Here is a 14,893-nt window from a genome sequence, read left to right as displayed (position 1 = left end):
CTCAAGGAACCTCGCAGGATGCGATTCATCAGGACGATGAAAAGGAACACAGGGACTAGGGAAAAAATGTGGGCGGGTCAAACCGCCCCTTTTTTTGTCTGCAGAAAAGTGAAAGGCCGGCATGCAGAAACGCAAAAAGGCCCGCAAGGGGCCTTTTGGAGGGGCGCGACGCTGTTAGCGTTCGAGGTCTTTGATCTTGCCTTTTACGCCATCCCACTCGGCTGCGTCTGGCAGCGAGTCTTTCTTCTCAGTGATGTTTGGCCAGATTTCCGCCAGCTCAACGTTCAACTGAATAAATTCCTGCATCTCTTCCGGGACTTCATCCTCGGAGAAAATCGCAACGGCCGGGCATTCTGGCTCACACAGGGCGCAGTCAATGCACTCATCCGGGTGGATTACCAAGAAGTTCGGGCCTTCGTAAAAGCAGTCCACCGGACACACTTCTACGCAGTCGGTGTACTTGCACTTGATGCAGTTGTCGGTGACGACGAAGGTCATTTCTAATTCTCTCCTCAGGCGGCGGCAGCGAAACCCCTTGTGGCAGGGCTCGCGAGGTTCGGGAGCGATAGTCTGCAGGCCAGGCTAAAAGCCCGCAGCATCCCAAACCGCGCGAGAGTCTACCAGCTTGCAAGCGTCTGCGTTATATCCGAGTCTTCAGTGCATATAACATTTCGAGCGCTTTACGCGGTGTCAAGTCATCCAGGTCAAGCTTTGCTAACTCATCCAGCACCGGATGGGGCAGGCTGGCGAACATATCGCTCTGGTGCGGTGCCGCCGGTTTGCTGGCGGCCTTGGCTGGGCTGACGACCACATTCTCATGGGGCAGGGCCGTGGTTTCCAGGCGGCTGAGGTGCTCGCGGGCGCGCAAAATCACGTCGTTCGGTACACCGGCCAACTGGGCCACGGCCAGGCCGTAACTCTGGCTGGCCGGCCCTGGCAGCACATGGTGCAGGAACACGATGCGTTCGTTGTGCTCGGTGGCATTGAGATGCACGTTGGCCACCAGTGGCTCGCTTTCCGGCAGCACGGTCAGTTCGAAGTAGTGGGTGGCAAACAGCGTATAGGCCCGCAGATGCGCCAGGCGCTCGGCGGCAGCCCAGGCCAGGGACAGGCCGTCGAAGGTACTGGTGCCGCGTCCCACTTCGTCCATCAGCACCAGGCTACGGTCGCTGGCGTTGTGCAGGATATTGGCGGTCTCGCTCATTTCCACCATAAAGGTCGATCGGCCACCGGCCAGGTCATCGCTGGAGCCGATCCGGGTAAAGATGCGGTCCACCAGGGACAACTCGCAACTGGCTGCCGGCACGAAGCTACCGATATGGGCCAGCAACACGATCAATGCGGTCTGGCGCATGTAGGTGGATTTACCGCCCATGTTCGGACCGGTGATCACCAGCATGCGCGTATCGTCATCCAGCGACAGGTCGTTGGCCACGAACGGGGTGGTCAGCACTTGTTCCACTACCGGGTGGCGACCCTGGACAATGCGCATGCACGGCTCGCTGACAAACCGCGGGCAGTTCAGGTCAAGGTTCAAGGCGCGTTCGGCAAGGTTGCTCAACACATCCAGCTCGGCCAGGGCCGCGGCGGTGTCCTGCAAGGGGGCGAGCTTGCCGATCAGGTCTTCGAGCAAGGCCTCATAGAGCATCTTCTCCCGGGCCAGGGCGCGGCTCTTGGCCGATAGCGCCTTGTCTTCGAACTCCTTCAGCTCGGGGGTAATGAAGCGTTCGGCACCCTTGAGTGTCTGGCGGCGCTGGTAATCGATAGGCGCCTGTTCGGCCTGCTTGCTCGGCAACTCAATAAAGTAGCCGTGCACGCGGTTATAGCCGACTTTCAGGTTAGCCAGGCCGGTACGCGCCTTTTCGCGGGCTTCCAGGTCGATCAGGAACTGCCCGGCGTTCTCGCTCAAGGCTTGCAGCTCGTCCAGCTCGCTGTCGTAGCCGGTCTTGAGCACGCCGCCGTCGCGGATGATCGCCGGTGGGTTGTCGATAATGGCTTTTTCCAGCAGCGCAGCCAGTTCCGGGTAGGTGCTGGCCGTGACGGCAAGTTGCTGCAGGTGCGGCGCTTCCAGCTCGGTCATCGCCTGTTGCAATTCAGGCAAGACGCCCAGCGCGTCACGCAGGCGCGCTAGGTCGCGCGGGCGGGCATTGCGCAGGCCGATGCGCGCGAGAATCCGCTCGATATCGCCGATTTCCTTGAGCTGCGGTTGCAGCTTTTCAAAGCGGTAGCCGTCCAGCAGGCAGGTAATAGAGGACTGGCGTGCCTGCAGCACGGTCAGATCGCGCAGCGGGCGGTTCAGCCAACGGGTCAGCAAGCGGCTGCCCATGGCGGTCTGGCAACGGTCCACCACCGACTGCAGGGTGTTGTCGCGCCCACCAGCCAGGTTGGTGTCCAACTCCAGATTGCGTCGGCTGGCCCCATCGAGCACTACCGTGTCGTCCAGGCGCTCATGGCGCAGGCTGCGCAAATGGGGCAGGGCGGTGCGCTGGGTTTCCTTGGCGTAATTGAGCAGGCAACCGGCGGCGCCGATGGCCAGAGTCAGGGTCTCGCAACCAAAACCCTTCAAATCTTGTACGGAAAATTGCTGGCACAGACTTTTCAGCGCCGAATCGCGCTCAAAATCCCACGGCGCACGACGCTTGGCCCCACGGCGTTTTTCTGCCGGCAAATCCTTGGGCCAGTCATCCGGGATCATCAATTCCACCGGATTGATCCGCTCCAGTTCCGCCAGCAGGTTTTCCCAGCCCTTGATTTCCAGGACCGTGAAATTGCCACTGGTGATATCCAGCACCGCCAGGCCGAACAGCCGCTCATCCCCCAGCACCGCCGCGATCAGGTTGTCACGCCGCTCATCCAGCAGGGCCTCATCACTCACCGTCCCCGGTGTAATGATGCGCACCACCTGACGCTCCACCGGCCCCTTGCTGGTGGCCGGGTCGCCGATCTGCTCGCAGATCACCACCGACTCACCGAGCTTGACCAGCTTGGCCAGGTAACCTTCCAACGAGTGATAGGGAATCCCACACATCGGAATCGCCTGCCCAGCCGACTGCCCGCGCGCGGTCAGGGTGATGTCCAGCAACTTGGCCGCCTTCTTCGCATCTTCATAGAAGATCTCGTAGAAGTCGCCCATGCGATAGAACATCAACTGATCAGGGTGCTGGTTTTTCAGGCGCCAGTACTGCTGCATCATCGGCGTGTGGGAGGACAGATCGGACGTGTTTTTACTCATTGGATAGTAGGCAAATTCGTTGAAAGTGATGGGGCAAAGGGGGCGCTTGGCCCAGCATTTTTTGCGATGGCGGCAAGGTTAACATGCGAGGTCAGTGCTTCGCAGTTCACAAACGGCCAGGTAAAACGCACCAGGCGTACGTCTAACGCCGATCTTGACTGTAGGAGCGAGCTTGTCTCCGGGCGGCGTTCCGACGAAGAACGTCAACGATAATGCGTGCTTGCTAGGTAAACGCGGTGCTCTGAGGTTTTTCGTCGGAACGCCGCCCGGAGACAAGCTCGCTCCTACAGAAAGCCGGCATGTAGGTGTGGATGTGCGTGGTCAGTGCTTTACAGGTCACACGCCATGCACAAAATATGCAAATTAGCATTTGCCAACCCCCAAAACTCCCGTCACTATCCCGTTTATGCAAAAACGCAACGTTTCAATCGTCTTAAGAGAGCTGCTCGATCGCGACGGGATCTCCCCCACGGAGCTTCACCGGCGTACTGGCGTGCCTCAATCCACTCTGTCCCGGATTCTCAGCGGCAAGATCGTTGATCCGTCGGACAAGCACATCTCGCGTATCGCCGATTATTTTCGGGTGAGCACTGACCAGTTGCGCGGGCGCGCGGGGGCGGCGTGGCAGGAAGAGCGTGACCCGATGCATTCGGAGCTCAAGGACATAAGCCTGTGGGACGACGACACGCCCGTTAATGATGACGAGGTGTCGATCCCCTTTTTGCGCGAGGTTGAATTGGCTGCTGGATCAGGAAGATTCGTCATCGAGGAAAGCGAGAAGGCCAGCTTGCGGTTCGGCAAGCGCAGCCTGCGGCATAACGGTGTGCAGTTCGACCAGGCCAAGTGTGTGACGGTGCGCGGCAACAGCATGCTGCCGGTGTTGCGCGATGGGGCGACGGTGGGGGTGAACGCCGGCAAGAGCGGGATTGGCGATATCGTGGATGGCGATTTGTATGCCATCAACCACAACGGCCAATTGCGGGTCAAACAGCTCTATCGTCTACCTTCGGGGATCCGCCTGCGCAGTTTCAATCGCGATGAGCATCCGGATGAGGACTACAGCTTCCAGGATATCCAGGAGGAGCAGATCAGCATTCTCGGCCACGTTTTCTGGTGGGGCATGTACGCCCGCTAAACCTTATCTGTAAGAAACAGCCCGCCTGAGAGCGGGCTTTTTTTCGCCTGTGGAAAACCTCCAAGTACCCGCTGCTCAAGGGTTTAATGCGTTTGTGCATTTATGCTGCAAAATTAAATGCATTTATGCATTGACTGTATATGCATACATGCATATTCTCCATCTCAAGCCAGCCAACAAGGCCTGGTGGAGGCGGCAAGGATGCTGCCAAGGAAGACAAGGAAGGCACGCAACACTGGCATGGACGCCATCGAGTGATGGCAAGGACGCCAGGCAACACCGGCAAGGATGCCGACGCTCTTTAGTTTCACAGTTTTACAACAGGCAGCGATGAACCGGCCTTGACGGTTCAGAGGGTTGGCAACTGACCCGGGTGTGCAGCGTAAAGCACCAGAAGCAGTTATCCGGCAGACAGGGATCGTGGTCGGAAAAACATCGAGGAAAGATCCGTACCGCGCCAGTAGCGCCGAAAGATCGCACGGACCGTATTACTGAAAAGCCCGGGCCACCGGGCTTTTTGGAATGCCTACCGACAACCCCATCCATCTATTTATCAACGTACCGGCCATCTGCCGGTTTTACGCATTCCAGGAGGCGTGGCATGACAAACGAGCAGCAAGCGTTGGCAGAAATGCCTATCTGGCTGGTGATTATTCTGGCCCTGATCGGCGGCGTATCCGGGGAGATGTGGCGCGCCGACAAGGAGGGCGCCCGCGGTTGGTCGCTGGTCCGCCGCCTGGCCCTGCGTTCCGGGGCATGCATGGTGTGCGGGGTTTCAGCGTTGATGTTGCTGTACGCCGCTGGCATGTCGATCTGGACGGCCGGTGCCTTGGGGTGCTTGACCGCCATGGCCGGTGCCGATGTCGCCATCGGCCTTTATGAGCGCTGGGCCGCCAAGCGCATCGGGATCAACCAGTCCCCGGATTCAAAATGATTGTTGCAAGGAAGCCGCACCATGACCCTCATTGAAAAACCTTCACAGCTGCCGATTGCCATCGGCCAGGCGCTGCGTGCGGCGTTCCCCAGGCTACAGGTAGGCAGCCCGCCGGGCGTTCTGGCGGCGGATGAAACCGGTGTGGCGATCACGCTCGAGCGTAATGGCCCGGGCGTACGCTCCCTTGAAGGGCGCAAGGCCCATGTGCTGTCGATTTCACTCAAGATCATGGCCGCCCAGGGCGCGCAGCCCTTTGAGGCCTGTGACCTGGCGAGCCAATTGATGGACCTGGTGCTGGATAACCGTTGGCAATTGCCGGCGGCCCAATGCGATGTGCCCATGAATATCGTCGCGCTGCCGGCGACCCTGGAGGGTGCCGAGACCCATTACGACAGTTGGACCGTGTCCTTCAACCAAACCCTGTACCTCGGCCCGCCGCTGCTCGACGACCCCATCGGCAAGCCGCTGTTTGCCTGCACCTGGGAGGTGTCGAATATCGACGACCCCGATCAATACCGGCCATTGCAGGAGTAGCCCATGTTCGATGCACTGTTACGCCTGCAACTGGCGCCCATTGTCGAGCGGCTGGCGCAGATGGAAACCCAGCTTGAAGACCTCTATCGGCGGGCCGAGAGCTTTTGCCGGATCGGCGTGTGCCAGGAGGTCGACGCGGCCAGCAATACCTGCAAGGTCAGGCATGGTGAATTGCTGACCCCGGCGATTCGCTTTTTCAACCCCAGCGCCGGGGCGCAGACGGAAACGCGAATCCCCACGGTGGGTGAGCAATGCCTGCTGCTCAACTACGGCGGCGGCGAGGGCGGGGGCCAGTCGGTGGCGTTGTTTGGCCTGAACAGTGACCGCTTTCCGCCGCTGTCCAGTGTGGCCAGCCTGACGAGCCGGCGTTATGAGGACGGCACGCAAAGCGCCTACGACGCCGCAGCACATGTATTGGCTTGGAACAATGGACCAGCGGCATTCAGCGGCTCTCGCGAGCAAGTGGAAATGAGTTTGGGCGCCGCCCGTTTAGTCATGACCGCCGCAACCATCAGTCTGCAGGTCGGAGCCGTCGGCATGCTGCTGGATGCATCCGGCGTGCACTTGAGTGGCCCGGTGGTGGATCACCAGGGCCGAGTTATCAGCACGGCATAAGGATTTGCCATGATCGGAATTGAGAGAAACACCGGGGCCGTGGTGGACGACTGGCCGCAATTCGTCCAGCGCGCCACCCGGGCCCTGACCACGCCTTTGGGCACACGGCAGAAACGCCCGCTTTACGGTTCGCTGATCCCGCAGCTGTTGGGGCAGAACCTGGGCGACGATCTGCTGATCCTCGCCCAAAGCCATGCCGCCCAGGCCTTTTACAACCCGCAGAACGGCATCGGCGATTTTGTGCCGCAAGTCATCGTCGCCAATCGCCAGGGCGCAGGCCTGCTGTTGCGGTTTGCCGGCACCTGGAAAAACCGCAAGCAATCCTTCGAGGTGGTGACATGAGCATGTTGATCCCTGGGCAGAACCAACTGGCGCCGCCCGACCTCATCGCCGTGGATGAATTCGAACCGTTGCTGGCGCAGTTCAAGGCGTTTGTCGTCGACTATGTGGCCGCCCGCGCCCCGCAAAGCGCGGCCAAGCTCAAGGTCAGCCTGGACAACGAAAGCGAGTTGTTGACCCTGGCCCTGGAAGCCTTTTGCGTGCGCCTGCAAACCCATGAGCGCAAGTACAACGCCCGCATCCAGCAGATGCTGGCGTGGTGGGCCACCGGCAGTAACCTGGATGCGCGCCTGGCCGATATGGGTTTGGAACGCCAGGTACTCGACCCGGGCGACCCGGCGGCGTTCCCGCCGGTGCCGCCAACCCTGGAAAGCGATGACGATGCGCGGCTGCGCTACTACCTGGCGCCCCACGCGCCGGCTGCGGGTTCACGCATGCAGTATCGCCGTGAGGTCTTCACCCTTGGCGAGCGGCCGGTGGTGAAAGTACAGAGTGCCGCTGCAGGCGTGGTGACGGTCAGTTATACCTTCGACCCGGATGGTTATGCCGCCCAGGTCAAGGATGGCAACGCTCGGCGCACGGCACCTGGGGAGGTAATGGTCACAGTGCTTTCCCGCTCGGGTAATGGCACGCCATCGACAGACTTGCTTGAAGGTGTGCGCCGCCATTTCGCCCGGCCCGATGTGCGCCCGGAAACCGATTGGGTGACGGTGCAGGGCGCGCAGATCGTGCCCTACAAGATCCGCGTGGTCGCCCGGATCAACGCTGGCCCGGACTCGGGGCTTACGCAAGTGGCGGCCCAGCAGTTGCTGCAACGTTATGCTGAATCCTGCCACCGCCTTGAAGGGCGCGTGGACCCGAGTTGGATCGACTACACCATTCACACCGCCGGGGCTGCGCAACTGGAGATTCTCGAACCGTTGGCACCGATCGTCACCACAGCCTTCCAGGCTCCGTATTGCACGGGTGTCGAGGTGCAGGTGCTGACGCTATGAGTGAGCACACATCCAGTTTATTGCCGGCCAACAGTTCACCGCTGGAGAAGGCGTTGGACCTGGGCTTGGGCAAGTTGCTCGACCGGGTCGAGCCGCCGTTCCCGACGCTGATGAATCCGCTTCAAACGCCGCAGGCATTCCTGCCTTACCTGGCCGCCGACCGTGGCGTGAGTGAATGGAACGCCGCAGCCGACGAAACCGAAAAGCGCCTCACGGTCGCCCTGTCCTGGCAGATCCAGCGCCAGGCCGGCACACCCAAGGCGCTGAGCCACGCGGTCGAATCCCTGGGGTTTACCCCCAACATCCTGGCCTGGTACCAACAGCGTCCGCTGGCCCAGCCCTACACCTTCGACGTGCAAGCGATCATCGGCCGCAGTTGGTCCAGTGGCGACCACAACCGCCTGATCCGCCGCATCAACGCGGCCAAGAGCGAGCGCGACCTGGCCACCATCACCCTGGTGCATGAAGTGTTCGGTGGGCTGCCGATCACCGGCGCCGTCCACCGGGCGCTGAACGACGGCGAGTTGTCGTTGTGCGGCGCGCTGCCGGAACTTGTATTGAGTTCAAGGCTTAACAGTGCGGGCGTCGCCCAGCACTACACCATTAACGACTACGACCTCAGGGCGCAGCCATGACCGATGACACTACGCGCCTGGTGCGCTTCACCTCCAAGGGTTTGGATGAAGTGCTGCAGGCAAAGAACCAAGGCTTGAAAGGCGAAATCACCCACATCGCCGCCGGCACCGGCCGCTACAACCCCACCGGCAACGAAACCGCCCTGCGCAACGAGCGCCAGCGCGTGGCGATTGTGGATTACGAAGACCTGGGCCAGCGCCAACTGCGCATGGCCGCGCTGTTTGATGGCGATGGCGAGTATGAGATTGGCGAGTTTGGGTTTTATCTCGCCAGTGGCACGTTGTTGGCCGTGTACTCGGTGGCGGGGAAGTTGCTGACGTATAAGGCAGCGGCTGCGCGGGTGTTGCAGAAGTTTACGTTGGATATTTCGCCGTTGCCGGTGGATAGCGTGACGATTGTGGTGGGGAGTGAAAACCTGAATGTGTTGTTGACGGAGGAGATTGCGGAGCTTGCTACGGCCAGCGTTGACAATATGGCTCGGCATGTTGGTGTTCTATTTCGGGTCATGGCCTTGGAAGTCAACTGATGAGTTGGCTCAAGAGATAAGTAATATAGGAAGTTAATTATGAGTATGGAAACTACGATCACCAGTTTGGTCGCGGCGGCAAATAAGTTGACGAGTGCAGTAAATGGGAAGGTCGCTGAAATTGATGCTTCTGTTGTGGCAGCGGTTCGCGCGATTCCTGAAATGTCCAGGTCGTTTTATGTCGATGCGGTAAGTGGTAACGATCTGGCCTTGGGCTCGGTCGAGGCACCACTTAAATCAATTAAGGAGGCGATGGGGCGATCGAATACTACCCCTTATGTAACGATTTATTTGAAGGCTGCTCAGACGCATGAATATGCGGCGCCTACTGATCAAACTCCTTATTGGTCAATCTCGAATAAATTGATTTTCATGATGTATGGTACAGGAAGTAAACCGGTTTTTTCTCCGAAGGTTGGCGAGTATATGCCTGGCAGCTCAAATATTCACTTCTTGTCGCTAGAGGGGGGAAGTGTTTACTTTCGATTTGTTGATGTTGTTATGCCTACGGTATTAAAAGCAGGAACGTCTGGCTGGTATTCCTTCGCTTCATCTCTATTTCATCGCGCACATGGCCCGTCCGCTTCCGTGCAGGGCTCGGTTACCTTTTCAGGGAGTAGGCTGACGTTAGGCGCGGTCAATGTTTTTTACTCGGGGTACTCTGCGAACTATAGGGTAGAGTTTACGTATTCTATTGTAGATGCAGAGCTCTCAACAAAACTTGCTGAGTTGAGCGGTGCCACGATGGTGTTGTCGGTGTTTGCGTCGTCGATTACCCAAAACAAGACTTGGGCGCACCTTGTTAGTGGTTTGGTCAAGGACTCCGGTGGGAGTTTGTCCAATTTGCTGAGTAATGTCGGCAACGTCGTAGCTGCTGGAGTTTGATGATGATTAAAGAGTTCAGAAATAAAGATCAGACTTTCTACAATGTGACTGTAGAGCAGTTGCTTGAGATGGGATTTTCTAAAGCCGAAGTCGACACCGCTTTGCAGGTCGAACAGGCCGCTGATATAGCTTTCAATCGTCGCCTGGCTTACCGAACAGATTCGGACCCGCTCTATATGGAGTGGCAGTACGATCAAACCGAGGCCAAGGAGAAAGCGTGGCGGGCTAAAGTCGCCGAAATCAAGGCGCGCTACCCACTGCCGGGTGAGTAATCCGGCAGCAACCATAAACACCGCGAGAGCGGTTTTTTTTCGCATCCAAGAAAGCCCCATCGCTGGGGCTTTCGCGTTTCTGGAGTACCCCCATGGCCAACCGCCAAACCTACACCGTCCTCATCCCATTCCCCACCGGAGGTGGCCACTGGTCCACCGTCGGCCAGGAACTGGACCTGCTGGACGTCGAAGCATCCGCTCTGCGCACTGCCGGCCGCCTGGAACTGACCAGCGTGCTGGCTGCCGCCCAAGACACCCCACCGGCCAAGAAGGCCGTCACCAAGAAGGCTGAATAATCATGGCTGAGGTTTTGAACTTCGAGCATAACGGCATCACCGTCAATGCCAGCGAGTCCCCCGAGGCCATGGGTGGCCTGGGTGACAACGTGATCGGCCTGGTCGGTACTGCGCCCAATGCGCACCTGTCGATCCCGAAAAACGCCCCGTTTCGCATCAACAGCTTCACCGCCCAGGCACTGCTGGACCCCACCGGCGCCGAGTCGGGCACGCTGTTTCATGCGGTGTACCAGATCCTCAAAGTGGTCAAGGTGCCGGTCTATGTGGTGATCGTCGAAGAGGGCAGCACGCCCGCCGATACGCTCAATAACGTGATCGGCGGCAATGAGCCGGTGACCGGTCGCAAACTGGGCCTCGCGGCGCTTGGCAGCGTCCCGGAAGACCTGACCATCATTGGCGCGCCAGGCTTTACCGGGACCAAGGCCGTGGCCGGTGAGTTTGCCGCTTTCGGCAAGCGCATCAAGGCCCGTGTGGTGCTGGACGGCAAAGACGCCAGCGTCGCCGATCAAGTGACCTACAGCGGCGAGCTGGGTGGCGCCGACCTGGGTTTCGACCGCTGCCTGCTGGTACACAACATGCCGTCGGTGTACTCCAAGGCGGCGAAGAAAAACGTGTTCCTCGCGCCGTCGTCCCTGGCCATCGCCGCCTTGGCCAAGGTCAAGCAGTGGGAGAGCCCAGGCAACCAGGTGACCTTCGCCGAAGACGTGTCGCGGGTGGTCGAGTACAACATCCTCGACACCTCCACCGAGGGCGACCTGCTCAACCGTTACGGCGTGAGCTACTACGCGCGCACCATCCTCGGCGGCTTCTCGCTGCTGGGTAACCGCTCCATCACCGGCAAGTTCATCAGCTATGTCGGCCTGGAAGACGCCATCAGCCGCAAGCTGGTCAAGGCCGGGCAGAAAGCCATGGCGCACAACCTGACCAAGTCGTTCATGGACCAGGAGGTCAAGCGCATCAACGACTGGCTGCAAACCCTGGTGGCCGACGAGACCATCCCGGGCGGCAGCGTCTACCTGCACCCGGAACTCAACAGTGTCGAGAAGTACAAGAACGGCACCTGGTTCATCGTGATCGACTACGGCCGCTACGCGCCGAACGAACACATGGTTTATCAACTCAATGCCCGCGATGAAATCATCGAGCAGTTCCTGGAGGACGTTCTCTAATGTTTACCAACCGAGTCAGACAGGCCATTGCGGCCACCCTCCAGGGCCTGCCGCTGTCGGCGACCGTCGAAGAGTTCACCCCGCCGAAGATCGAATTCGAAATGGAGCCCATGTCCGGCGGGCGCTTTATCGCCGAAGAAATGGCCAAGAGCGCCAAGGTGCTGAACGCCAAATTGGTGCTGCAAGGCGCCGGTCCTGAAATCATGCTGGCCCTGGGTGTGCGCTTGGGTGAGGACATCCTGCTCAACGTGCGTGAAGCGGGCCAGGACCAGGATGGTAAAACCTACTTCACCTACCACACCGTCGGCGGCAAGCTCAAATCCCTGGACGAGGCCAAGCTGAAGATGGGCGACAAGGCCACCACTACACTGGATCTGTCCTGCCGCACCTACCAGCGCCTGGACAACGGCGTGCCGGTGATCGACATCGACGTGCGCACCCAGAAGTTCATGCTCAACGGCGTCGACATCCTCGGTGATGCCCGGCGCGCGGTGCTGATGCCGTAAGCCTTTTCACGGATCTGAAATAGGCACGGTCAGTGTGGGAGCTGGCTTGCCTGCGATTGCATCACCTCTGTTCAACTGAAAGACCGCGCTGCCTGTATCGCAGGTAAGCCAGCTCCTCCATTGACCGTGCCCACGACGGGTCCAACATTTTTACTCAAGGAATTTCGCCCATGGCCTGGAAGCCACCCCTGCATATCCTGCTGGCGCCGATCACCGCCGACAGCGGTGCGAGCATCGAGCAGATCCAACTCAAACCCTTGTTCTACGCCGCGCAAAAACAAGCGCTGGCCCGCGCCGGAGAGGACGAGGACGACCAGTTCTTCGAACTGGCCAAACTGGCCACCGGCCTTTCGGAAAAGGAACTCGACCAACTCAAGCGCCCGGACTACGTGAGCATTGCCCAGCACGTACACGACATGTCGACGCGCCCGACCTCGTTCTTTCTGGGCGACTCCACCGAGCCTGGCGAGCAAGTGCAACTGCTGCTGCCGCTGGAAGTGGCCGGCCGCGTGTTGACCAGCGTCACCCTGGAAATGCCAGCCCTGCGTGCCACCAAGGTGATGAAAAAACTCGCCACCAACAAAGAGCGCGCCGAGTTCATTACCTCGCACTGCACCGGCCTGATGATCCCCGACCTGGACGGCCTGGCCGTGCCCGACTGGACACAACTGCAGGAGCGCATCGACGATTTTTTAAACAAACCGGCGGACTTCTTTCGCAGCGCGACATCGAAGTAATCCTCGACGTCGTCCCGCTGGTTTATTCGGTAAACGAAGCGGAAATTCTCGAATGGAATGCCGCCAAAGCATTGCGCCGCTACGACATCGCGATTAATCGCCTTGGCGTCAAATAGGAGTAGAGCGAGATGCAAGACCCTCGATATACGCTCAAGCTCGCCGACGAAGACAAACGCTGGATGACCTTTCCCGGGCTGGCCGAAAGTGGAGCCTTGCAACTGCCGGGCCTGCTTGAGGCACAGGACGAAACTCTGGTTGGCGCCTCCAGTGTGGGCGGCGCAACCGAGCCGCCGTCTGAGCTGAGCTTGGCCCTGGCCAACGCCAGCCTGCATATCCACGCGTTGACCGAGGAACAGGTGCGCCTGCGCGAGAGCCTGGAAACCCTCAATGGCACCCTGTTTATCACGGGTGGACCGCTGGGCGGCACGGTCGCTGAAGCCATGACCAGTGCGCCGCAAGCTGCGCCCGAAGACAAGGCCTCGGCGACTGAGTCCTGGTTGAGCAAGAGTTCCAAATGGGTGGGTGAAAGCTTGCTTGATACGGTCAAGAGCCGGGTATCGGGCAAGGTAGTCGATGCAACGCTGGGTAAGTTGCCCTACGTCGGGAAATTGTTCCGGGACGATAGCAAGGACTGCTGCTGCCCAGGCGCCAGCGAACCCTTGACCGGGCGGCCTCGTTACGGGCCCAAAGGGTCACGAAAAACGGTGAGGCAAAACGGCACTGGCCGCACCAGCCCACCGATGCCGAGAAAAACCTCAGGGACCGGCAGGAGCGCCACTGGGCCCATGGCAATCATGAGGAGCCTGGGCGAGCGCGCAGGCAAGATGTTTGACGGCCTGAAAACGGGGTTCCTGGCGCGGGTGACTGCGGTAAGCGTCAGCCGGCGAAGGGTTTCTACCCGTGGGTTGAGCGCAGGCAAGGCGTTGCTATTAAAGAGTGCATCAGCCCTCGGCCTGCGCAAGGCCCCAGCCTCCCGCCTGGTCCCAACCCTGAGCCGGCTGGGGTCCATCGGCGTGCGCAGGTTGACGCCATTGCGCTCCGCCGATGCCGCCATCAACGTCGTCCAGGGCGTGCGCAGCGGCAACATGCGAGCCGTCGGCAGCGGCCTCAGTACCGCCGGTGCCGCATGGGCCGGCGCTTCTGCCGGAGCGGCCCTTGGCACCCTGGTGTTCCCTGGCGTGGGCACTGCGGTGGGCGGCGTTATCGGTGGCCTGTTGGGCGGCGAGGGCGGTAGTTGGCTCGGTGAAAAATTGTTCGGCCCCAGTGACCGCCTGCCATCACCCGAGGCCTTGAGCAAAAACCTCAACAGCGCCCGCTCGGACAACGTCCAGGTCACCCTGGCACCGAGCATCCAGATCACCGGCGTCAACCCCGCAGACGCTCAGCAGGTGGTCGACCGGGTTCTGCAATCCCTGCAAAACCAATGCGTGCCGATGCTCACCGACTCTTTGGCGGTTCGGCGCAATGCGGCACTGACCGATGGAGGTGATTAATGCGACAGCAGATGGTGCTGGGCGACTTTATTTTCGGGCTGTCCCGAGGGTTCGCCTATTCCACGCTCCAGCGCAGCAGTGATGGCGGCTGGGGCGACCTGGAGATTATTGCCAGCAAGCCCCAGTCGCGACAGAACGGCCAGAAGCTGGAAAAACTGACCTTCGCCGGTACCGCCATGGCGGCCGTTGGCATGCAGCGCCTCGATCAATTGCGTGCCTTGCAGGATGCCCGGGCGCCGCTGCCGCTGGTCGATGGTATCGGCCGCAACTGGGGGCTGTGGCGCATAACCGCGCTCACGGAAAACCAGTCCAATGTGATCGATGACGGCACGGCCATGGTGGTCACCTGGTCGCTGGTGCTGGAGGAGTTCGTCAATGCGTAGAGTGCGAAGTATTGCCGGTGATTCGGTCAACCTGCTGCTTTACCGCGAGCTGGGGCGTTGCGATGACGCGGCCGAAGAAACCCTCTGGCGCTTGAACCCCGGGCTTGCCGAGCAGGGCCCGGTGTTGCCGGCGGGCGTATGGGTGATCGTGCCCGAGATGGATGCGCAACCGGGTGTCGCAACACCCGTTTCAGCCTGGGATTAAG

General features: G+C 60.0%; 19 protein-coding genes. 17 read left to right on the top strand and 2 right to left on the bottom strand.

What is annotated here, in order from left to right; genetic code table 11:
* Window positions 1-174: 174 nt before the first annotated feature.
* Together fdxA and mutS are read right to left on the bottom strand one after the other, a co-directional pair.
* Window positions 175-498: a ferredoxin FdxA gene (gene fdxA / locus C5F71_RS06420; RefSeq protein ID WP_029295271.1), complete on the bottom strand. Its 324-nt coding sequence runs from the start codon at window positions 496-498 to the stop codon at window positions 175-177.
* Between the two features lie 142 nt (window positions 499-640).
* Window positions 641-3,232, bottom strand: coding sequence for a DNA mismatch repair protein MutS (gene mutS / locus C5F71_RS06415; protein ID WP_070994791.1), 2,592 nt, complete (start codon window positions 3,230-3,232; stop codon window positions 641-643).
* Between the two features lie 406 nt (window positions 3,233-3,638).
* On the opposite strand from mutS, the gene C5F71_RS06405 reads away from it, so the two are divergent.
* The 17 genes from C5F71_RS06405 (at window position 3,639) to C5F71_RS06325 (ending at window position 14,892) form a co-directional block, all read left to right on the top strand.
* Window positions 3,639-4,367, top strand: coding sequence for an XRE family transcriptional regulator (locus C5F71_RS06405; RefSeq protein ID WP_104912601.1), 729 nt, complete (start codon window positions 3,639-3,641; stop codon window positions 4,365-4,367).
* Window positions 4,368-4,968: 601 nt separating this feature from the next.
* Window positions 4,969-5,301 (top strand): phage holin family protein, encoded by a 333-nt coding sequence (locus tag C5F71_RS06400; RefSeq protein WP_104910825.1) that lies wholly within the window; start codon window positions 4,969-4,971, stop codon window positions 5,299-5,301.
* A gap of 21 nt (window positions 5,302-5,322) precedes the next feature.
* Window positions 5,323-5,835, top strand: coding sequence for a hypothetical protein (locus tag C5F71_RS06395; RefSeq protein WP_029295277.1), 513 nt, complete (start codon window positions 5,323-5,325; stop codon window positions 5,833-5,835).
* A gap of 3 nt (window positions 5,836-5,838) precedes the next feature.
* Window positions 5,839-6,450: a phage baseplate assembly protein V gene (locus tag C5F71_RS06390; RefSeq protein WP_104910824.1), complete on the top strand. Its 612-nt coding sequence runs from the start codon at window positions 5,839-5,841 to the stop codon at window positions 6,448-6,450.
* Between the two features lie 9 nt (window positions 6,451-6,459).
* The gene (locus tag C5F71_RS06385; RefSeq protein WP_029295280.1) at window positions 6,460-6,792 is read left to right on the top strand and encodes a phage baseplate protein; all 333 of its coding nucleotides are present in this window, start codon (window positions 6,460-6,462) and stop codon (window positions 6,790-6,792) included.
* The gene (locus tag C5F71_RS06380) at window positions 6,789-7,784 is read left to right on the top strand and encodes a baseplate J/gp47 family protein (RefSeq protein ID WP_029295282.1); all 996 of its coding nucleotides are present in this window, start codon (window positions 6,789-6,791) and stop codon (window positions 7,782-7,784) included. The genes C5F71_RS06385 and C5F71_RS06380 overlap by 4 nt, the downstream gene beginning before the upstream one ends.
* On the top strand, window positions 7,781-8,419 hold the full coding sequence (locus tag C5F71_RS06375; protein ID WP_104910823.1) for a phage tail protein I: 639 nt from the start codon (window positions 7,781-7,783) through the stop codon (window positions 8,417-8,419). The genes C5F71_RS06380 and C5F71_RS06375 overlap by 4 nt, the downstream gene beginning before the upstream one ends.
* Window positions 8,416-8,946: a phage tail protein gene (locus C5F71_RS06370; RefSeq protein WP_104910822.1), complete on the top strand. Its 531-nt coding sequence runs from the start codon at window positions 8,416-8,418 to the stop codon at window positions 8,944-8,946. The genes C5F71_RS06375 and C5F71_RS06370 overlap by 4 nt, the downstream gene beginning before the upstream one ends.
* 39 nt (window positions 8,947-8,985) lie before the next feature.
* Window positions 8,986-9,831, top strand: a complete 846-nt coding sequence (locus C5F71_RS06365) for a hypothetical protein (protein ID WP_092237941.1) — start codon at window positions 8,986-8,988, stop codon at window positions 9,829-9,831.
* A gap of 2 nt (window positions 9,832-9,833) precedes the next feature.
* On the top strand, window positions 9,834-10,103 hold the full coding sequence (locus C5F71_RS06360) for a hypothetical protein (RefSeq protein WP_224791125.1): 270 nt from the start codon (window positions 9,834-9,836) through the stop codon (window positions 10,101-10,103).
* 92 nt (window positions 10,104-10,195) lie between these two features.
* Window positions 10,196-10,399, top strand: coding sequence for a hypothetical protein (locus tag C5F71_RS06355; RefSeq protein ID WP_029295291.1), 204 nt, complete (start codon window positions 10,196-10,198; stop codon window positions 10,397-10,399).
* 2 nt (window positions 10,400-10,401) lie between these two features.
* Window positions 10,402-11,568, top strand: coding sequence for a tail protein (locus C5F71_RS06350; protein WP_029295293.1), 1,167 nt, complete (start codon window positions 10,402-10,404; stop codon window positions 11,566-11,568).
* Complete coding sequence (locus C5F71_RS06345) at window positions 11,568-12,074, top strand: phage major tail tube protein (protein WP_104910821.1); 507 nt, start codon at window positions 11,568-11,570, stop codon at window positions 12,072-12,074. The genes C5F71_RS06350 and C5F71_RS06345 overlap by 1 nt, the downstream gene beginning before the upstream one ends.
* Before the next feature lie 170 nt (window positions 12,075-12,244).
* Window positions 12,245-12,811, top strand: coding sequence for a phage tail assembly protein (locus C5F71_RS06340; protein ID WP_029295295.1), 567 nt, complete (start codon window positions 12,245-12,247; stop codon window positions 12,809-12,811).
* Window positions 12,812-12,939: 128 nt separating this feature from the next.
* A complete protein-coding gene (locus C5F71_RS06335) occupies window positions 12,940-14,304 on the top strand; it encodes a tail tape measure protein (protein WP_104910820.1) in 1,365 nt (454 codons plus the stop codon).
* Complete coding sequence (locus tag C5F71_RS06330; RefSeq protein WP_029295297.1) at window positions 14,304-14,687, top strand: phage tail protein; 384 nt, start codon at window positions 14,304-14,306, stop codon at window positions 14,685-14,687. Before C5F71_RS06335 ends, C5F71_RS06330 begins: the two co-directional genes overlap by 1 nt.
* Window positions 14,680-14,892 carry a tail protein X gene (locus tag C5F71_RS06325; RefSeq protein ID WP_070994803.1) on the top strand — a complete coding sequence of 71 codons (213 nt, stop codon included), beginning with the start codon at window positions 14,680-14,682 and terminating at the stop codon, window positions 14,890-14,892. The genes C5F71_RS06330 and C5F71_RS06325 overlap by 8 nt, the downstream gene beginning before the upstream one ends.
* Window position 14,893: the final 1 nt, after the last annotated feature.

The organism is Pseudomonas sp. LG1D9, assembly GCF_002949995.1.
GTDB classification, from domain to species: domain Bacteria; phylum Pseudomonadota; class Gammaproteobacteria; order Pseudomonadales; family Pseudomonadaceae; genus Aquipseudomonas; species Aquipseudomonas proteolytica.
This window is presented reverse-complemented; position numbering and strand designations above follow the sequence as displayed.